This window comes from Streptomyces sp. NPDC031554 (assembly GCF_055580685.1).
The window spans coordinates 52,578-70,633 of the sequence record NZ_JBVIKX010000008.1; the positions used below are offsets into that span (position 1 = coordinate 52,578).

The 18,056-nt window shown below is 74.6% G+C and carries 20 protein-coding genes, 1 tRNA gene and 1 pseudogene; 13 read left to right on the forward strand and 9 right to left on the reverse strand.

All coding sequences use genetic code 11. The annotated features are described in order from the left end of the window. The first annotated feature begins 93 nt into the window (after positions 1-93). The 8 genes from tdh (at position 94) to ACZ5FU_RS21355 (ending at position 7,097) form a co-directional block, all read left to right on the forward strand. On the forward strand, positions 94-1,122 hold the full coding sequence (tdh, locus tag ACZ5FU_RS21320; RefSeq protein ID WP_451531129.1) for an L-threonine 3-dehydrogenase: 1,029 nt from the start codon (positions 94-96) through the stop codon (positions 1,120-1,122). 28 nt (positions 1,123-1,150) lie between these two features. Beyond that, on the forward strand, positions 1,151-2,350 hold the full coding sequence (locus ACZ5FU_RS21325; RefSeq protein WP_451531130.1) for a glycine C-acetyltransferase: 1,200 nt from the start codon (positions 1,151-1,153) through the stop codon (positions 2,348-2,350). Between the two features lie 35 nt (positions 2,351-2,385). Further along, positions 2,386-3,288, forward strand: coding sequence for a LysR family transcriptional regulator (locus ACZ5FU_RS21330; protein ID WP_469046219.1), 903 nt, complete (start codon positions 2,386-2,388; stop codon positions 3,286-3,288). A gap of 42 nt (positions 3,289-3,330) precedes the next feature. After that, on the forward strand, positions 3,331-3,915 hold the full coding sequence (locus ACZ5FU_RS21335; RefSeq protein ID WP_469046497.1) for a transcriptional regulator: 585 nt from the start codon (positions 3,331-3,333) through the stop codon (positions 3,913-3,915). A gap of 49 nt (positions 3,916-3,964) precedes the next feature. Beyond that, positions 3,965-4,438 (forward strand): GNAT family N-acetyltransferase, encoded by a 474-nt coding sequence (locus ACZ5FU_RS21340; protein ID WP_469046221.1) that lies wholly within the window; start codon positions 3,965-3,967, stop codon positions 4,436-4,438. A 30-nt stretch (positions 4,439-4,468) separates the two neighbouring features. Beyond that, positions 4,469-4,828: an MmcQ/YjbR family DNA-binding protein gene (locus tag ACZ5FU_RS21345; RefSeq protein WP_451531132.1), complete on the forward strand. Its 360-nt coding sequence runs from the start codon at positions 4,469-4,471 to the stop codon at positions 4,826-4,828. Positions 4,829-4,981: 153 nt separating this feature from the next. Beyond that, a tRNA-Pro gene (locus ACZ5FU_RS21350) sits at positions 4,982-5,055 on the forward strand. 224 nt (positions 5,056-5,279) lie between these two features. After that, entirely contained in the window at positions 5,280-7,097 is a 1,818-nt protein-coding gene (locus ACZ5FU_RS21355; RefSeq protein WP_468646948.1) for an ABC transporter ATP-binding protein, read from the forward strand. A gap of 84 nt (positions 7,098-7,181) precedes the next feature. Here ACZ5FU_RS21355 and ACZ5FU_RS21360 read toward each other — a convergent pair whose 3' ends face one another. The 3 genes and pseudogenes from ACZ5FU_RS21360 to ACZ5FU_RS21370 all read right to left on the reverse strand — a co-directional run. Continuing rightward, positions 7,182-7,568, reverse strand: coding sequence for a (2Fe-2S) ferredoxin domain-containing protein (locus tag ACZ5FU_RS21360; RefSeq protein ID WP_451531137.1), 387 nt, complete (start codon positions 7,566-7,568; stop codon positions 7,182-7,184). A 47-nt stretch (positions 7,569-7,615) separates the two neighbouring features. Continuing rightward, entirely contained in the window at positions 7,616-8,155 is a 540-nt protein-coding gene (locus tag ACZ5FU_RS21365; RefSeq protein WP_451531134.1) for an NUDIX hydrolase family protein, read from the reverse strand. 7 nt (positions 8,156-8,162) lie between these two features. Beyond that, positions 8,163-8,831, reverse strand: a pseudogene (locus ACZ5FU_RS21370) (amidohydrolase family protein); the annotation flags it as partial. Between the two features lie 211 nt (positions 8,832-9,042). On the opposite strand from ACZ5FU_RS21370, the gene ACZ5FU_RS21375 reads away from it, so the two are divergent. Continuing rightward, on the forward strand, positions 9,043-9,912 hold the full coding sequence (locus ACZ5FU_RS21375; RefSeq protein WP_469046223.1) for a Cof-type HAD-IIB family hydrolase: 870 nt from the start codon (positions 9,043-9,045) through the stop codon (positions 9,910-9,912). A 78-nt stretch (positions 9,913-9,990) separates the two neighbouring features. Here the strand turns inward: ACZ5FU_RS21375 and ACZ5FU_RS21380 are convergent, their stop codons facing one another. The 3 genes from ACZ5FU_RS21380 to ACZ5FU_RS21390 form a co-directional block, all read right to left on the reverse strand. Then, the gene (locus ACZ5FU_RS21380) at positions 9,991-10,323 is read right to left on the reverse strand and encodes a DUF3140 domain-containing protein (protein WP_451529322.1); all 333 of its coding nucleotides are present in this window, start codon (positions 10,321-10,323) and stop codon (positions 9,991-9,993) included. A gap of 110 nt (positions 10,324-10,433) precedes the next feature. After that, positions 10,434-10,916 carry a Dps family protein gene (locus tag ACZ5FU_RS21385; protein ID WP_451529323.1) on the reverse strand — a complete coding sequence of 161 codons (483 nt, stop codon included), beginning with the start codon at positions 10,914-10,916 and terminating at the stop codon, positions 10,434-10,436. Then, positions 10,913-11,203 (reverse strand): WhiB family transcriptional regulator, encoded by a 291-nt coding sequence (locus ACZ5FU_RS21390; protein ID WP_451781176.1) that lies wholly within the window; start codon positions 11,201-11,203, stop codon positions 10,913-10,915. The genes ACZ5FU_RS21385 and ACZ5FU_RS21390 overlap by 4 nt, the downstream gene beginning before the upstream one ends. A gap of 224 nt (positions 11,204-11,427) precedes the next feature. Between ACZ5FU_RS21390 and ACZ5FU_RS21395 the strand changes: the two genes are divergently transcribed. Further along, entirely contained in the window at positions 11,428-12,615 is a 1,188-nt protein-coding gene (locus tag ACZ5FU_RS21395; protein WP_469046499.1) for a thiolase family protein, read from the forward strand. A gap of 203 nt (positions 12,616-12,818) precedes the next feature. Further along, positions 12,819-13,592, forward strand: a complete 774-nt coding sequence (locus tag ACZ5FU_RS21400; protein ID WP_451529325.1) for a sulfite exporter TauE/SafE family protein — start codon at positions 12,819-12,821, stop codon at positions 13,590-13,592. Here the strand turns inward: ACZ5FU_RS21400 and ACZ5FU_RS21405 are convergent. After that, entirely contained in the window at positions 13,581-14,378 is a 798-nt protein-coding gene (locus ACZ5FU_RS21405) for an HAD-IIA family hydrolase (RefSeq protein ID WP_451529385.1), read from the reverse strand. The two genes, ACZ5FU_RS21400 and ACZ5FU_RS21405, sit on opposite strands and share 12 nt — an antisense overlap. Positions 14,379-14,517: 139 nt before the next feature. On the opposite strand from ACZ5FU_RS21405, the gene ACZ5FU_RS21410 reads away from it, so the two are divergent. Then, complete coding sequence (locus tag ACZ5FU_RS21410; RefSeq protein ID WP_469046226.1) at positions 14,518-15,264, forward strand: cobalt-precorrin-6A reductase; 747 nt, start codon at positions 14,518-14,520, stop codon at positions 15,262-15,264. Positions 15,265-15,308: 44 nt separating this feature from the next. Here ACZ5FU_RS21410 and ACZ5FU_RS21415 read toward each other — a convergent pair whose 3' ends face one another. Together ACZ5FU_RS21415 and ACZ5FU_RS21420 are read right to left on the reverse strand one after the other, a co-directional pair. Then, complete coding sequence (locus ACZ5FU_RS21415; RefSeq protein ID WP_468646512.1) at positions 15,309-15,971, reverse strand: response regulator; 663 nt, start codon at positions 15,969-15,971, stop codon at positions 15,309-15,311. Continuing rightward, positions 15,968-17,095 carry a sensor histidine kinase gene (locus tag ACZ5FU_RS21420; RefSeq protein WP_451529328.1) on the reverse strand — a complete coding sequence of 376 codons (1,128 nt, stop codon included), beginning with the start codon at positions 17,093-17,095 and terminating at the stop codon, positions 15,968-15,970. The genes ACZ5FU_RS21415 and ACZ5FU_RS21420 overlap by 4 nt, the downstream gene beginning before the upstream one ends. A 268-nt stretch (positions 17,096-17,363) precedes the next feature. Between ACZ5FU_RS21420 and ACZ5FU_RS21425 the strand changes: the two genes are divergently transcribed. Further along, positions 17,364-17,738: a DUF6223 family protein gene (locus tag ACZ5FU_RS21425; RefSeq protein ID WP_451529329.1), complete on the forward strand. Its 375-nt coding sequence runs from the start codon at positions 17,364-17,366 to the stop codon at positions 17,736-17,738. Positions 17,739-18,056 lie beyond the last annotated feature (318 nt).

Sequence of the window (18,056 nt, forward strand, 5' to 3'; positions counted from 1 at the left end):
GGCAGATTGCTACCGGATTCCACCCCTCTTCCCCCGCCACGGGCCTCCTTCGGCATGCCCGGCGCGGGGATCTCACCGTCAGGAGCCGTAGCGTTGAAGGCGCTGGTCAAGGAGAAGGCGGAGCCGGGACTGTGGCTCGCGGACGTGCCCGAGCCCACCGTCGGGCCCGGTGACGTACTGATCAAGGTGCTGCGCACCGGTATCTGCGGCACCGATCTGCACATCCGGGCCTGGGACGGCTGGGCCCGGCAGACGATCCGCACCCCGCTCGTGCTCGGGCACGAGTTCGTCGGCGAGGTCGTCGGGACCGGACGGGACGTCGGCGACATCAAGACCGGCGACCGGGTGAGCGGTGAGGGGCACCTGGTCTGCGGCCGGTGCCGCAACTGCCTGGCCGGGCGCCGTCACCTGTGCCGGGCCACCGTCGGGCTCGGCGTCGGCCGCGACGGCGCGTTCGCCGAGTACGTGGCGCTGCCCGCCGCCAACGTCTGGGTGCACCGGGTCCCCGTCGACCTCGACGTGGCGGCGATCTTCGACCCGTTCGGCAACGCCGTCCACACCGCCCTGTCCTTCCCGCTGGTCGGCGAGGACGTGCTGATCACCGGGGCCGGCCCGATCGGCCTGATGGCCGCCGCCGTCGCCCGGCACGCCGGTGCCCGCAACGTCGTCGTCACCGACGTCAGCGAGGAGCGCCTGGAACTCGCCCGCAAGATCGGCGCGAGCCTCGCGCTGAACGTCTCGCGGGCGACCGTCGCCGACGGACAGCGCGAACTGGGCCTGCGCGAGGGCTTCGACGTCGGGCTGGAGATGTCCGGCCGCCCCGAGGCGATGCGGGACATGATCGCCAACATGACGCACGGCGGCCGGATCGCCATGCTGGGCCTGCCGGCCGAGGAGTTCCCGGTCGACTGGGCCCGGATCGTCACCTCGATGATCACCATCAAGGGCATCTACGGCCGCGAGATGTTCGAGACCTGGTACGCGATGTCCGTGCTGCTGGAGGGCGGCCTCGACCTCGCCCCGGTGATCACCGGCCGGTACTCCCACCGCGACTTCGAGGCGGCGTTCGCCGACGCCGCGAGCGGCAGGGGCGGCAAGGTCATCCTCGACTGGACCGCGTAAGTCATCTGCTTTCCTAGGAGCTTCTGAGATGTTCGACTCCGTGCGCGACGGCCTGCGCGCCACCCTCGACGAGATCCGCGCCGCCGGCCTGCACAAGCCCGAGCGGGTCATCGGCACCCCGCAGTCCGCCACCGTCGCCGTCACCGCCGGCGGCCGGCCCGGCGAGGTCCTCAACTTCTGCGCCAACAACTACCTCGGCCTCGCCGACCACCCCGAGGTGATCGCCGCCGCCCACGAGGCCCTGGACCGCTGGGGCTACGGCATGGCGTCCGTGCGCTTCATCTGCGGCACCCAGGAGGTCCACAAGGAGCTGGAGGCGCGGCTGTCGGCGTTCCTCGGCCAGGAGGACACGATCCTGTACTCCTCCTGCTTCGACGCCAACGGCGGTGTCTTCGAGACGCTGCTCGGCCCCGAGGACGCGGTGATCTCCGACGCCCTGAACCACGCGTCGATCATCGACGGCATCCGGCTCTCCAAGGCCCGCCGCTTCCGCTACGCCAACCGCGATCTGGCGGACCTGGAACGGCAGTTGAAGGAGGCCGTCGAGGGGGGCGCCCGCCGCCGGCTGATCGTCACCGACGGCGTCTTCTCCATGGACGGCTACATCGCCCCCCTCGCCGGGATCTGCGACCTCGCCGACCGCTACGACGCGATGGTCATGGTCGACGACTCCCACGCCGTCGGCTTCGTCGGCCCCGGCGGCCGCGGCACCCCCGAGCTGCACGGCGTGATGGACCGCGTCGACATCATCACCGGCACCCTCGGCAAGGCCCTCGGCGGCGCCTCCGGCGGCTACGTCGCGGCCCGCGCCGAGATCGTCGCCCTGCTGCGCCAGCGCTCCCGCCCCTACCTCTTCTCCAACACCCTCGCCCCGGTCATCGCCGCCGCCTCCCTCAAGGTCCTCGACCTGCTGGAGTCGGCCGACGACCTGCGCGTCCGGCTCGCCGAGAACACGGCCCTCTTCCGCCGCCGCATGACCGACGAGGGCTTCGACATCCTCCCGGGCGACCACGCCATCGCGCCCGTGATGATCGGCGACGCGGCGCGGGCGGGCCGGATGGCCGAGCTGCTGCTGGAACGCGGGGTGTACGTGATCGGCTTCTCCTACCCGGTCGTCCCGCAGGGGCAGGCCCGCATCCGGGTCCAGCTCTCCGCCGCGCACTCCACGGCCGACGTCGACCGTGCCGTGGACGCCTTCGTGGCGGCGCGGGCGGAACTGGAGGCCTGACCGGGCCGGTCCGGACACCCGGGGATAATCGACCCATGATCGAAGCGCGGCGGCTCCACATCCTTCGTGCGGTGGCCGACCACCGCACGGTGACGGCGGCTGCCGCCGCGCTGTACCTCACCCCGTCCGCGGTCTCCCAGCAGCTCACCGCCCTGGAGCAGGAGACCGGCCACCGCCTGGTGGACCGCAGCGCCCGGGGCGTACGGCTCACCCCGGCCGGTGAGATCCTGCTCGTCCACACCCACGCGGTCCTCGCCCAGCTGGAGCGGGCGGAGGCGGAACTGGCCGCCTACCGCTCGGGCGCGGCCGGCACGGTCACCGTGGCCGCCTTCGCCACCGGCATCGCCCTGGTCGTCGCGCCCGCCGTGACCCGCCTCGCCGGCAGCGACCCGGGCATAAGGATCCGCGTCCAGGACGCCGAGGGCGACGCCAGCCTGCCGATGGTCCTCGACCGGCAGGTCGACGTCGCCGTGGCCGTCGAGTACCGGGGGGCGCCCGCCGCCGACGACCCCCGCCTCGCGCACTTCCCGCTCTACGCCGAGCCCTTCGACGCGGTCGTACCGGTCGCCCACCGCCTCGCCGAGTGCGCCGAGGTGCCGCTGGCCGAGCTGGCCAAGGACCCCTGGATCGGCCCGTACCCGGGCAACCCGTGCCACGACGTGGTCGTACTGGCCTGCGAGCACGCCGGGTTCCAGCCCCGCCTGGAGCACTCCTCGGACGACTTCCGCGCGGTCGTGGCGCTGGCCGCGGCCGACGCGGGCGTGGCGCTGGTCCCGCGTTCGGCCCTGCGCGGCATGGACCTGACCGGAGTGGTCGTCCGCCCGGTCGACGGGGCGGCCCCGACCCGCCGCGTCTTCGCGGCCGTACGCCGCGGGTCCGAGGAGCACCCGCTGATCCGTCCGGTGCTGGAGGCACTGGCGGAGGTCACCCCGGTCTGATTCTCCCGTATTCGGGATACCGTCCCGGATACGAGACAGCCCATCGAGGGACGGCCTGCCGGGGAACGGATCGACGCCCGGCCGGCCGGGCTGCGCGCCGAGCGCGGCTGGTCGCCGGGGGAACCGGCCGAGCGCACCGGGGCGAGCCGCTCCACCCCGTCCCGTGCCGAGTGCGCCGAGACCGGCCCCGCCGCCCTGCTCGACCGCCCGTGCCACGCCTACGGCCGGACCATGTCCCGGCTGCTCGGCGAGGTGGAGGCCGAGGCGGGACCGGTGCCCCCGGTGCGGGCCGGGGAGCAGTCCGTCCGGGAGGACCGGGCCTCCGGGTTCGTCCGGCGCTCCGTGTCGCCGCCGCACCCCGCGCTGCGCGGCGAACTCGTCGAGGGCCGGCTCGCCGCGGGCGCCGGCCTCGCCCACGACCGGCCGCCCGTACCCGGCCTGGAACAGCACATCCGGGTCCTGGAGGGCGTCCTGGAGGTGACGGAGCAGGGCACCGGGCACCGGCCGGCCGCCGGCGACTGCCTGCGGCTGCGGCTGCGGCTGCGGCTGCGGGTGTGGGGGCCGACGCTGTTCCGGTGCGCGGGCGGGAAGGGCACGCGGTACGTGCCGGCGGTGGTGCCGGCGTGACGGCGACCCGGCTCGACGCCCCCCGACACTCCTCGGCCTGGCGGGCCGGTTGGCCGACCTGCTGGTCGACACGGTGCACGGCGGCGCCTCGGTGGGGTTCCTCGCCCCGCTCGACCGCGCGGAGGCCCTCGCCTGGTGGGAGGGGCGCGCGGCCGGGGTCGCCGCCGGACGGCTGGCGGTCTGGGCGGCCCTCGGCGACGACGGCCGGGTCACCGGCACCGTCACCCTGGCCCTCCCCGACAAGCCCAACAGCCGCCACCGCGCCGAACTCGTCAAGCTGATGGTCCACCGCGACGCCCGGGGGCAGGGCCTGGGCCGCCGGCTGCCGGCCACCGCCGAGGAGGCTGCCGCCGCTGCCGGCGTCACCCTCCTCCACCTCGACACCGAGACCGACAGCCCCGCCGAACACCTCTACCGCACCGGTGGACGGACCAGGGCGGGGGTCATCCCCGACTGCGCCGCCGACCCCTCCGGCGTCCTGCGGCCGACCACCCTGTACCACAAACACCTCGCCCCGGCCTGACTGTCGGTGCCTGCCGCTAGCCTGCGCAGCATGCCGGACGCCGAAGACGCACGCCGTGTCGCCCTGTCCCTGCCGGACACGGCCGAGAAGACCGCCTGGAACATGCCCACGTTCCGGGTGGCGGGAAAGATGTTCGCCACCCTGCCCGAGGACGAGACCTCCCTCGCCGTGCGCTGCCCCAAGGAGGAGCGCGACGAGCTGGCCCTCGCCGAGCCGGGGAAGTTCTGGATCGCCGACCACGAGGCCCAGTTCGCCTGGATCCGGGTCCGGCTGGCCGCCCTGGAGGACGAGGCCGAGCTGCGCGACATCCTCGCCGACTCCTGGCGCCAGGCCGCCCCGCCGCGCCTGCTGGAGGCGCACCCGGGACTGGGGGTGCCGGTGGAGGGCTGAGCGGCCGTTCGACGAGCGCGGCCCCGATGCACGCGAGCGCGGCCCCGATGCACGCGAGCGCGGTCCCGACAAACGCGTGCGCGATCACCGACCCGAGTGCGGTATTGTTTCCCTGCACGTCGGGCCGGGAGAAATCCCAGGTCAGGCGGGCAACGGGACGTGGCGCAGCTTGGTAGCGCACTTGACTGGGGGTCAAGGGGTCGCAGGTTCAAATCCTGTCGTCCCGACTTTTCGAAGTCGTGGTTCCGAGGCCGTCTTCTCCGTGACGAGAAGGCGGCCTTCGTCGTGTCCGCGACCGGGAGCGGGGCGGGGGCGGTTCCGGTCGCTCTCCGGGGGCGCACGGGAGCACCGGTGGCATCCGGCGGGTAATTCCTTGGACTCCCCCACAGCCGTCGCGGGAGACTGCGAGGGCCGGTCCGGGCCGGTTGCCGGACGACCGCACGGGGTGGGGATGGGACCGTCTGAAGCGCGCGAGGTCAGGCCCGGGAAGGGCGCCGTACTGCTGGCACTGCGGCACTACGGACGGGAGCTGGGCCGCCTGCGGTGGCTGGCCGCCCCCGCCCTGCTGTTGCCGGCGCTCGGCAACATCGGCATCAACTACATCGCCCCGCTCGTCGTCGCCAAGCTCGTCGGGCGGCTGGCCGGGGACCCCGGCATCGGGCTCGGCGCGGCCCTGCCGTACGTGCTCGGCTTCGCCGGGGTGCTGCTGCTCGCGGAGACGCTGTGGCGGATCGGGCTGCACTGCCTGAACCGTCTCGACGCGCTCGGCATCGAGCATCTGTACGTGATCGGCATGGACGAACTGTTCGCCAAGGACGCCGCGTTCTTCCACGACAACTTCGCCGGATCACTGACCAAGCGGGTGCTGAGCTTCGCCTCCCGCTACGAGGAGTTCGTCGACACGCTCACGTTCCAGATCGTGGGCCGTTTCGTGCCCCTGCTGTTCGGTTCGGTGGTGCTGTGGCGCTACGAGCCGCTGCTCGTCGTCGGACTGCTGACGATGATCGCCGTGACGGGGTGGTGCGTGGTGCCGCTGATCCGCCGCCGGCAGGCGCTCGTCGCCGAACGCGAGGAGGCCATCGCCCGGGTCTCCGGCCACGTCGCCGACAGCCTGATGAACATGGACACGGTCCGCGCGTTCGCGGCGGAGGAGCGCGAGGCCGCCGAGCACCGCTCCCGGGTCGCGGCGTCGCGCCGGCTCACCCTGCGGTCGTGGGACTACGGCAACCTGCGCATCGACACCCTGGTGGCGCCGATGTCCGTGCTGACCAACGCGCTGGGCCTGCTGCTCGCGGTCGCCCTCGGCGGGGGCGGCCACGGCGTGGAGGCGGTCGTGGTGGCCTTCACGTACTACTCCAACGCGACCCGGATCATGTTCGAGTTCAACCAGGTCTACCGCCGCCTGGAGAGTTCGATGACGGAGGCCGCGCAGTTCACCGAACTGCTGCTGTCGCCGCCCACCGTGCTCGACCCCGAGGCGCCGGAACCGCTGCGGCCCGCCGCCGCCGACGTCCGCTTCGAGCGGGTGACCTTCGCCCACGGCGGCGCGCGGCCGCTCTTCGAGGGGCTCGACCTGGCCGTGCCCGCCGGGACGAAGCTCGGCCTCGTCGGCCGGTCCGGCGGCGGCAAGACCACCCTCACCCGGCTGCTGCTGCGGATGACGGACATCGACGGCGGACGCATCCTCGTCGGCGGCCAGGACGTCACCCGGCTGCGCCAGGCCGACCTGCGCGGCCTGATCGCCTACGTGCCGCAGGAACCGGCGATGTTCCACCGCTCGCTGCGGGACAACATCGCCTTCGCCCGGCCGGACGCCACCGAGGCCGAGGTCCGCCGCGCCGCCGAGGCGGCCCATGTCACGGAGTTCGCCGACGCGCTGCCGGAGGGCTTCGCCACCCTGGTCGGCGAGCGGGGCGTCAAACTCTCCGGCGGCCAGCGCCAGCGGGTCGCGCTGGCCCGGGCGATCCTGCGCGACGCCCCGATCCTGCTGCTCGACGAGGCGACCAGCGCCCTCGACTCCGAGAGCGAGATCCTCGTCCAGGAGGCGCTGTGGCGGCTCATGGAGGGGCGGACGGCGCTGGTGGTCGCGCACCGGCTGAGCACCGTCGCCGGGATGGACCGGCTGGTCGTCCTGGACCGCGGCCGGATCGTCGAGCAGGGCACCCACCAGGAGCTGCTGGCCGCGGACGGCACCTACGCCAAGCTGTGGCAGCACCAGTCGGGCGGCTTCCTCGACGACACCCCGGCCCGGGCGGCCGATCTGCGCTGACCGCGTCACCGGCGGTCCCGGAGCCGCCGACGGTCCCGGAGCCGTCGACGGGCCGGGAGTCGCCGGCGGGCCGCCCGCCGCCCGTCACCCGCGGGTGCGGGCCGGGCGGGGCGGGCTGATGAACCGGAGCTCCAGAGCGGCCGGGGGCCTCGCGACACCCGGGCCGCCCGCCGCCGCCCAGGCCAGGATCTCCTCGGTGCAGTCGTCGTCCGTCGCGAAACCCACCCAGGTGGCCCGCCCGCCCGCCCGGCGGCCCGCGCCGGACGGCTGGACGACGATCACGTTGGCCTGGTCGCAGGGGCCCAGACAGTCCGTCGTGCGGACCGCGAAGGCGCCCGCCGACGCGGCGGCGGCCGCCCGCAGGCGCTCCAGCTGCCAGGCGTGGTCGTAGCCGGGGTGCTTGCGGGCGTCGCCGCAGCAGCAGCCCCGGCAGACCACCAGGGTGCAGGGCCGGCGCGCGGCGACCCCGATCGACACCACGCGCCGGGCGGGCGGGACGGAACGCGCCCCCACGCCGGTCAGGACGCCGACTGGCCGACGTGGGCCAGCGCCTGCCGCAGCAGGAAGCCGTGCCCGCCCGGCATCTCGCTCTGCACCGCGGGCGAGACCGCCTCCTGCGGGTCGAACCACACCAGGTCCAGGGCGTCCTGCCGGGGCCGGCAGTCACCGGTCACCGGCACGATGTACGCCAGCGACACCGCGTGCTGACGCGGGTCGTGGTACGGCGTGATGCCCTGCGTGGGGAAGTACTCCGCGACCGTGAAGGGCTGCAGGGACGTCGGGACGCGGGGCAGCGCCATGGGGCCGAGGTCCTTCTCCAGGTGCCGCAGCAGGGCGTCGCGGACCCGCTCGTGATGCAGGACCCGACCGGAGACCAGGGTCCGGCTGACGTTGCCGTCCGGTCCTATCCGCAGCAGCAGGCCGATCTTGGTGACTTCGCCGCTGTCGTCGACGCGCACGGGCACGGCCTCGACGTACAGGATCGGCATGCGGGAGCGGGCGAGTTCGAGTTCGTCCTGGCTCAGCCAGCCGGGCGTGGTATCGGTCAAGTCTGACATTGCTTGATCATACTTTCAGTCCGTCGGGAAGCCGGTAGACCTGGCGGGCGTCGTCCGCCCCGGCCCACCGCGCCCGGCGCAGCGCGTCGGGCAGGCTCAGTTCGTCGGGCAGGCCCGGTTCGCCGGCGTCCACCCGGTCCTGGAGCAGATCCCCCGGTCCCCGGCGGAACGCCGGCGCGCCGAGCCGGTAGAACCCGGCCACGCCGTAGGCGTCCGAGCCGTACAGCAGCTTGCGGAACGGTGTGATCTCCAGCGCCTCCTCCAGGACCGTCCGCGCCCGCACCGGGCCGACGTGGTGCAGGGTCAGCCCCACGTCCAGGTACACCTGCTCGAACACCGCGGCCAGGCAGGCGGCCTGCCGCCGGCAGGGCCGGCAGTGCGGGAGCAGCACGGGGATCGTGCCCGCGAACAGGTGCAGCCAGTCCATCAGCCGGGCCGGATCCGCCCGGTGCGGGCGGATGTCGTCGTCGCCGAAGCCGGTGTGCAGCTGGAGCGGCAGCCCCAGGTCGACGGCGGTCCACAGCAGGTGCCGTACGAGTACGGGCTCCACCAGGCGTCCGCCGCGCGCCGGCACGACGGGGGAGAAGGAGACCCGCGGGCCGTGCCGGCGGGTCACCGCGCGGATCGTCCGGCGCACCGGCACGCCGCGGCCGGCCGCCGCCACCGGGCCCGGGGCGGCCACCGAGATCTCGAACCGGCCCGGCGCGCACTCGGGACGGACCTGGCCGACGTCCGCCGTGTGCCGCCGGGCGATCACCGGTGTCCCGGGATCGGACGCACCCGCGGCCCCTGCCCCGGAGTCCGCACTCCGGAGCCCCTGGCCCGGGGGCGGTCCGGGATCCCCCGGTAGGGTGACAATCCGGTCACTCCCGTACAGGAAGCAGGACATGCCCTACTCCCACGCCCCCCGGCCGACCGCTCCCGAGCCGTCGGCCGGCGGCGCCGACATCCGTCTCGTCGTCACCGACATGGACGGCACGCTGCTCGACGACGACAAGCGGACGCCCGACGGGCTCGGGGAGGTCCTCGCGCTGCTGAGGGAGCGGGGGGTGCTGTTCAGCCCCGCCAGCGGCCGGCAGTACGCGACGCTGGCGCGGGAGTTCGCCGAGGTCGCCGACGGGATGGTCTTCATAGCGGAGAACGGCACCTATGTCGTCCGCGACGGCGAGGAACTCAGCTCCGACCCGCTGGACCCCGCCGTCGTCACCCGCGTCGTCGACGCCGTACGGCGGCTCGCGGCGGGCGGCGCGGACGTCGGGGCCGTCGTCTGCGGCAAGCGCTCCGCGTACGTCGAGCGGGCCGACGAGGCCTTCCTCGCGGAGGTCGGCCGCTACTACCTGCACCACCGGGTCGTCGAGGACGCCGCCGCCGTCGAGGACGACGTCATCAAGGTCGCGCTGTTCGACTTCGGCACGGTGGCGGAGACCACCGCGCCCGCCCTGGCCTCGTTCACGGAGACGCACCAGGTGGTCGTCTCCGGCGAGCACTGGGTCGACGTCATGAACCGCACCGCCAACAAGGGCGAGGCCCTGCGCCGGCTCCAGCGCGAGCTGGGCATCACACCCGCGCAGACCGTGGTGTTCGGCGACTACCTCAACGACCTGGAGATGCTGGACGCCGCCGACTGGTCCTTCGCCATGGCCAACGCCCACCCGGAGGTCGTCCGGCGGGCCCGCCACCTGGCCCCCTCCAACAACGACAACGGCGTGCTGCGCACCCTCGTCCGCCTTCTCGACCTGCCGGTGACGGGCCTCTGACGCGGGCGCCCCGCGGCCGCCCCGTGCCGGGCCGTACGCCGGACGGCCCGGCACGGGGCGGCCGCGGGGGCCGGCCGCTCACGGCCTGAGCGGGTCGTGGCCGATCGTCATGAGCCGGTGGCGCAGGGCGGTGTCCTCGGCCGCAGGCTCGTCCGCCGCGTCCGTCTCGTCGTCCACCGTCTCCACCACCTCCCGCATCACATGGAGGTCGTCCTCGGTGAGGTCGGTGCGCCGCTTCTGGAGGATCGCCAGCACGTGGCGGCCGGTCGGCGGGCCCGCCTCCTCGGGCAGGGCCTCCGTGTCCTCGTCGGCGTCCCGCACCCGGAGCCAGGCGGCCAGCTCCTGCGAGGTCATGTTCACCACGCGGTGGAAGTCCTCCCACAGCGCGTCGAGTTCGAGGGCGTCGGTCATGGCGTGCCTTTCCGTCGTGCCGCTGCGCTGTGCCCCTGTGCCGTGCCTCTGTGCCGTGCCGCCGGGCGTGGTCCGGCTCCGTGTCCCCGCCACGTGGTCCGCGCCGGCGGTCAGTCCTCGCGCGGCCAGTTCTCCGCCTCGAACATCCACCGCTGCTTCTCCAGCTCGGCGGTGATGCCGATCAGCAGGTCCTGGGTGACCGGGTCGGCCTTCTCGGTCGTCCCGATCCGCTCCCGCAGCCGGTCGACGGCCGCGCCCAGCGTCTCCGCGATCACCCGGACCACCTCCTCGTCGCGCAGCCAGCCGTCCTTCGGGGACGGCAGCGTGAACGCCGACGCGATCGTCTCCGGGCGGCCGTCCGGCGGCAGGCCGAGCGCGGCGGCCCGCTCGGCGACCGTGTCGGCGAAGGTGCGGGCGGCGGTGACCACCTCGTCGAGCTGGAGGTGGACCGAGCGGAACCGCGGGCCGACGATGTTCCAGTGCGCCTGCTTGCCGATCAGCGAGATCCCCAGCAGGTCGACGAGCGTGCCCTGCAGCGCGTCGGAGGTGACCTGGCGGGCCGGTTCGGGCAGGGGGCTCTTGACGACAGTCATACGGCGGTCCTCCTTCTCACGTCGTCTCGTGCGGTACGGAGCAGGCCGACGCGTTCCGCCTCGTCGGTGCCGCCCCACACGCCGGACGTCTGCCCCTCGGTGAGGGCGTACTCCAGGCAGTCGGCGGTCACCGGGCACCGTCCGCAGACCCGCTTGGCGTCCGCGGTCTCCCGCAACGCCGGTCCGGACGTGCCTACTGGGAAGAACAGTTCGGGGTCCTCGCCGATGCAGGCGGCACTGCGCAACCACTCCATGGGGGCGCGGGTGCCCTGGGGGAATCGGAGCAAACGCGGCTCCCGAAGGGGGGCGGACGCGGCTCCGGGCGGGGGCGCGCGGGGCTCCGGGGCGGTGCGCCGGGGACCGCGGAGCGGCACGCCGGTGGCCGTGGGACGGCCCGTGCCGCCGCCCGGTGACCTTCCCCCGGGGCATGACGGCGGTCTATAGTCCGAAACTAGCAGTGCTAATTAATCTGTCGGACCACAGCGTCGTCGTCGGTCAGGAGTCCCCAGTCGTGCGTCCCGTCCACTTCGCGGCCGCCCGCCGCACCCCCATCGGCAAACTGCGCGGCGCCCTGTCCGCCGTACGGCCCGACGACCTCGCCGCCGGTGTCGTCCGCGGCCTGGTCGCCGAGCTGCCCGCGCTCGATCCCGCCCGGATCGACGACGTGTACTGGGGCGCCGCCAACCAGGCCGGCGAGGACAACCGCAACGTCGCCCGCATGGCCGCCCTGCTCGCCGGACTCCCCGAGACCGTGCCGGGTGCCACGGTGAACCGGCTGTGCGCCTCGGGCATGGAGGCGGTCACCGCCGCCGCCCGCACGATCGCCGCCGGCGAGGCCGAGATCGTGCTCGCGGGCGGCTCCGAGTCGATGAGCCGCGCCCCCTTCGTGCTCGCCCGCCCCGACGAGGCCCTCCCGCACCGGGTGGAGACCGTCGACACCCGGCTCGGCTGGCGCCTGGTCAACCCCGCCATGAAGGACCTGCACGGTCTGCTGGCGATGGGCGAGACCGCCGAGGAGGTCGCGGAGCGGTACGGCATCCCCCGCGAGCGCCAGGACGACTTCGCGCTCCGCAGCCACCGGCGCGCCGCGCTCGCCCGCGACAAGGGCCACTTCGACGACGAGATCCTGCCGGTCCGGCTCCCGGACGGCACGGTCCTCGCCACCGACGAATGCGTCCGGGAGGACACCTCCTACGACAAGCTCGCCCGGCTCCGGCCCGTCTTCCGGCCGGACGGCACGGTCACCGCGGGCAACGCCTCCCCGATGAACGACGGCGCCGCCGCCCTCCTCCTGGTCAGCGAGGAGGCCCTGAACGAGCTGGGCCTGGAGTCCCTCGGCCGCTACGTCGCGGGCGCCTCCGCCGGCGTCCACCCCGACGTGATGGGCATCGGCCCGGTCCCCGCGACCCGCAAGGCGCTGGCCCGCGTGGGGTGGAACGTCGACGACCTCCAGGAGGCCGAGTTCAACGAGGCGTTCGCCGCACAGGCGTTGGCCTGCGTGGACCAGCTGGGCATCGACCCCGACCTGGTCAACCCCAGCGGCGGCGCGATCGCCCTCGGCCATCCGCTCGGCTGCTCCGGGGCCCGCATCCTCACCACCCTGCTGCACCGGATGCGGCGCACGGGCGCGGAGCGGGGCCTGGCGACCATGTGCGTCGGGGTGGGGCAGGGGAGCGCGGTGCTGGTCGAACGGCACTGAGGCCGCACGGCCCGGCGGTCGTGCGGTCCCGCGGCTTCACAGGCCTGGCGGCCTCACGGCCTCACAGGCCTGGCGGCCTCACGGCTTCACAGGCCTGGCGGCTTCACAGGCCTGGCAGCCTCGCGGCTTCACGGCCCCGCGGTCGGCGGGTCGTGAGGCTCCCGTCCGGTGGCCGATCAGGTGTGCGTAGCATCGGTCCCCGCATGAACACGATGACGTTGTGGCACATCACCGGCTGGGAGTTCGCCGCCCTCGCCCTCGCGACCCTCGTGGTCGGCTTCTCCAAGACGGCCGTCAGCGGGGCCAACACGGTCAGCCTGGCGGTCTTCGCCGCGGTCCTGCCCGCCCGCGCCTCCACCGGCGTCCTCCTGCCGATCCTGATCGTCGGCGACGTGCTCGCCGTCCTCACCTACCGGCGGCACGCCCACTGGCCCACGCTGTGGCGGCTGTTCCCGGCGGTGGCCGCCGGCGTCGTCGTCGGCACGCTGTTCCTGATGCGGGCCGACGACGCGACCGTGCGCACCTCCATCGGCGCGATCCTGCTGTTCATGACCGGGGTCACCGTGTGGCGGCGGCGCACCGCCGGGGCGGCCGACGCCCCCGACGCCGTGGTGACCCGCGCCGGCCGTCTGAAGGCCCGTTCCTACGGCGTCCTCGGCGGCTTCACCACGATGGTCGCCAACGCGGGCGGCCCGGTGATGTCGATGTACCTGCTGTCGGCGGGCTTCCGCAAACTCGGCTTCCTCGGCACCTCCGCCTTCTTCTTCCTCGTCGTCAACGTCTCCAAGGTGCCGTTCAGCGTGGGCCTCGGACTGATCGACGGCCGCTCGCTGCTGCTGGACGCGGCGCTCGCCGCGTTCGTCGTCCCCGGGGCACTGCTCGGCAGGTGGGCGGTGCACCGCATCGACCAGCGGCTGTTCGAGCGGCTCGTCGTCGCGGCGACGGTGGCGGGCGCCTTCCAACTGCTACTGCGCTGACCGTGGCCCCGCCAGCAGGGCGGGCAGGTCCGCGAACGAGTCGACCACGTGGTCCGGGGTGCCGTCGGCCGCCGCCAGCGTCTCCGGCAGGAACTTGCCGGTCCTGACCAGCACCCCGCCGATCCCCGCCCGTTGCGCCGCGAGGACGTCCGACTCGACGTCGTCGCCCACCATCAGCGCCTCCCCGGCGTCCACCCCGAGGCGCCCCAACGCGGCCGCGAAGAACGCCGGCGACGGTTTGCCCGTCACCTCGGCCGTCACCCGCGCGGCCGCCTCCAGCCCCGCGAGGAACGCCCCGGTGTCCAGCCGCAGTCCCGCCTCGGTGCGCCAGTAGAGGTTGCGGTGCACCGCCACCAGCCGCGCGCCCCGCCGGAGGTGCCCGAAGACCCGGTCCAGCGCCTCGTAACCGAACTCGGGTCCCGCTCCGCCGAGGACCACCACGTCCACGTCGTCCGCCTCGAGACCGACCAGGCGCACGCCGGCGAGGTCCTCCTCGATGTCCCCGCTGTTCAGCAGCGCGCACCGGGCGCCCGGGAACCGCCCGGCGAGGTGGGCGGCGGTGGCGGCCGGCGCGGTGAGGACGTCCTCGGCCCCCACCGGGAACCCGGAGTCCGCCAGCGTCGCCGCGATCGAGGCCCGGGTCCGCGAGGTCGTGTTGGTGACGAGGACGACGCCGAGCCCGGCCTCGCGCACCGCCCGCAGCGCCTCCACCGCCCCCGGGAGCGGTTTCCAGGAGACGGTGAGGACCCCGTCGACGTCGATCAGGACGGCACGTACGGCACGCACGGTTCCCATACGGGGACGATAGCGCCGGGTCCGGCAGCGCGCCGGAAGGATCATCCCGGGGCCGTCCGGGGCCGTCCGGGGCCGTCCGGTGCGGGCCCTCGCGGGTCCGCCGTCGCCCCCGCCCCGTACGCTCGACGCCATGTCCGCCCACGTCCTGGTCCTCGGCGGCACCACCGAGGCCCGCGAACTGGCCGCCGCCCTCGCGGTCCGCCCCGGTGTCCGGGTGACCTCGTCGCTGGCGGGGCGGGTGTCCCGGCCGGGGGCCCTCGCGGGGGAGGTCCGCAGCGGCGGGTTCGGCGGGGCCGACGGGCTCGCGGCCTGGCTGGCCGAGCACGGCGTGGACGCCGTGGTCGACGCCACCCACCCCTTCGCCGCCGGCATCACCGCGAACGCGGCGCACGCCGCGGCCGCCGCCGGACGGCCCCTGATCGTGCTGCGCCGGCCGGGCTGGCGGCCCGGTCCCGGGGACCGCTGGCACCCCGTCGGCTCCCTGGCCAAGGCGGCGGAACTGCTGCCCCGCCTCGGCGGCCGCGTCCTGCTGACGACGGGACGCCTGGGCCTCGCGGCCTTCGCTCACCTCACCGGGCAGCACTTCGTCGTCCGGTCCGTGGAACCCCCCACGCCGCCGATGCCGCCGGACACCGAAATCGTCCTGGTGCGCGGCCCGTTCACCGTCGCCGACGAGCTGGAGCTGTTGCGCGGGCACCGCATCGACGTACTGGTCACGAAGGACAGCGGGGGAGCGGCGACGGCCGCGAAACTGACGGCCGCCCGCCTGCTGGGCCTGCCCGTCGTGGTCGTGCGCCGGCCGCCGCTGCCGGACGGCGTGACGGCGGTGCCGGACGTGGCCGGGGCGCTGGAGCGGCTGGGGCTCGGCGCGCCGTGACGCGGACGCGGTCCCGCACCGGTCGGTGGGCGACGCGCCGGGGGTCAGGAGCCGCGCGGGGTGACCAGGCCGGATTCGTAGGCGAGGACCACGAGCTGGGCGCGATCACGGGCATGGAGCTTGGCCATGGCCCGGTTGATGTGGGTCTTGGCGGTCGAGGGGCTGATGACCAGGTGGTCGGCGATCTCGTCGTTGGACAGGCCGCGCGCGGCCAGGGCGACCGCCTCGCGTTCGCGGCCGGTCAGTTCCGCCAGCCCGCCGCCGACGCGGCCGGGGGGTGGCTGGGTGACGTACCGGTCGATGAGCTTGCGGGTGATCGTGGGGGCGAGCAGGGCGTCACCGCGGGCGGCGACGCGCACGGCGTGCAGGAGGTCCTCCGGCACGATGTCCTTGACGAGGAAGCCGGCGGCGCCGGCGCGCAGCGCGTCGAAGACGTACTCGTCCATGCCGTAGTTGGTCAGCATGACGACGTGCACCCCGGCCAGGGCCGGGTCCGCGGCGACGCGCCGGGTCGCTTCGATGCCGTCCATGACGGGCATCTGGATGTCGACGAGCGCGACGTCGGGCAGGTGCTCCCGGGCGAGCGCCAGGCCCTCCCGGCCGTCGGCGGCCTCGGCCACCACCTCGATGTCGTCCTCGAGGTCGAGCAGCGCGCGGAAGCCGCTGCGGATGAGCGGCTGGTCGTCGACCAGCAGGACACGGATCACGACGCTCCGTCCGTGGGGAGTTCGGCCTGGACGGTGAAGCCGCCCGCGCCGCGCGGCCCGGTGCGCAGGCGGCCGCCCAGGGCCGTGACGCGTTCGCGCATGCCGAGCAGCCCGAGGCCGGGCGTCGGCGTGGAGGGCGGGGCGGCCCTCCCGTCGTCGTCGACGCGGACGGCGAGGACGTCCGGCCGGTGGTCGATGAACACCGAGACGGTGGTCGCGGCGGCGTGCCGGGCGACGTTGGTGAGCGACTCCTGCACGATCCGGTAAGCGGTACGGCCCACCGCGGCCGGCACGTCGTGCGGATGTCCTTCGATCGTCAGTGTCGTCTCCAGGCCGGTCCCCCGGAACCGTTTCACCAGGTCCGGGATGTGCTCGAGGCCGTGCGGCGGGGTGGTGCCGTCGTCGCGCAGCGCCTCGAGGGTCGCACGCAGTTCCCGGCTCGCCTCCCGGCCGGCTTCCCGGATCGCCAGCAGGGCCTCCGGCACCCGCTCGCCCCGCCGCCGGGCCACGTGGACGGCGACCTCGCCCTGCACCTTGATGACCGAGATCTGGTGGGTGAGCGAGTCGTGCAGCTCCCGGGCGATGCGCAGCCGCTCCTCGTCGGCCCGGCGCCGGGCGGTCTCCTCGCGGGCGCGCTCCGCCTCGTCCGCCCGCCGTTCGGCCTGCCGCACCGCCTCCCCGGTGGCGAAGGCGGCGATCAGCCAGGCGATCTCCAGGGTGTTCCGGGCCTGCGCCAGGGCCTCGCGTGCGGGCCCGTCCCGCAGGGCCAGGGCGGTGAGGTGGAGCACGGCCACCAGGCCCACGGACGCGGCCAGTGCGGCGGCGCGGTGCCCGGCGCGCACCGCGCCGTGGACCGCGACCAGGCAGGAGACGGAGAGCACCTCGAACCCGGCCGCCAGAGAGCCCACCGCGGACAGCCCGGTGACGGCCAGGACCACGAGCGGTGCCCGGCGGCGCGCGGCCAGCGCCAGCCCGCCGGCCGCCAGCAGCACGCAGCCGAGCAGTTCGCGGTCCCCGGCCGGGTGCGAGCCGGACAGCCCGGTGCCCAGCAGCAGTGCCGCCACGCCCACGGCGATCGCGAGGTCGGCGACCGCGGCCGGGACAGCGGGCCGTCCTTCGTCCATGGGTGCACCGTAGCCGGACGCGGTGGTCGCCGAGTCCGGCTCACGGAGGAGCGGCCGGCTACCGCGGGTGCGGTACCGGGGCGCCGCCTGCCGCGTCCGCGGTATCCGGCTGCCGCGGACGCGGCAGCCGAAAGTGCCCGCGTTCGCCGGACGACCGCCAGGAGGCCGGGCGCGCATGCTCGAGGGACATCGGCCCTCGCAGCCGGCGACGGATCAGCGACGGATCAGCGACGGGTCAGCGACGGAGAAGAAGAAGGAGGAGAGCGGCATGAGTGCTTCAGCAGCGCTGACGGCGGCCGCCGAGGGCGGGATCATCGGCGACGGGCGGACCGGAGCCAACCTGGCCCTCGGGGTGGGGTTGCTCGGTCTGGCCCTCGGCCGGCTGGCCCTGACCCGCGCCGATGGCCGGACCGGCGTCGGCGACGCGCGCACCGGCGGGGTGTCGGCCATCGCGGTGGGGCTGGTCGGCACGGCCCTCGCGGTGCTGCACCTGGTTACCGCCAGCGGCGGTCCCGGCACCGGCAACGGGCTCGTCGGCGCCGTCGTCGCCGTCCCGCTGGGGCTGGGCGGCGTGCTCCTCGGCCGCCGGACGCTCACCCGCCTCCGCGGTGCCGACCGGTCGGCCGACCGGCCGACCGGCTGACGGTCACCGTGCCGCGGCGTGCATGCGGCCACCGCGCGCAAGTCCCTGGGTGGCGGCGGTGGCGATCGCCTCGGCAGCCCGGCGACCGCCACCGCCGCCCGTCGCAGCGGCCAGCCGTCCTCGATGACACACCGGGCCAGACGCAGCCTGCCGGTCGGGGTCAGTGGGGCATTACGGTGGGACACGAGGGCCTCCCGGGGTCGGTCGTAGATGTCGCAATCCACACCGAACCCAGAAGGCCCTCACCTGTTCAAGCACCCAGTCCGCGTGTCACCAACGTCCCGGGACAGCACACCTAGAGCGTGTCTCCTTGGTCTG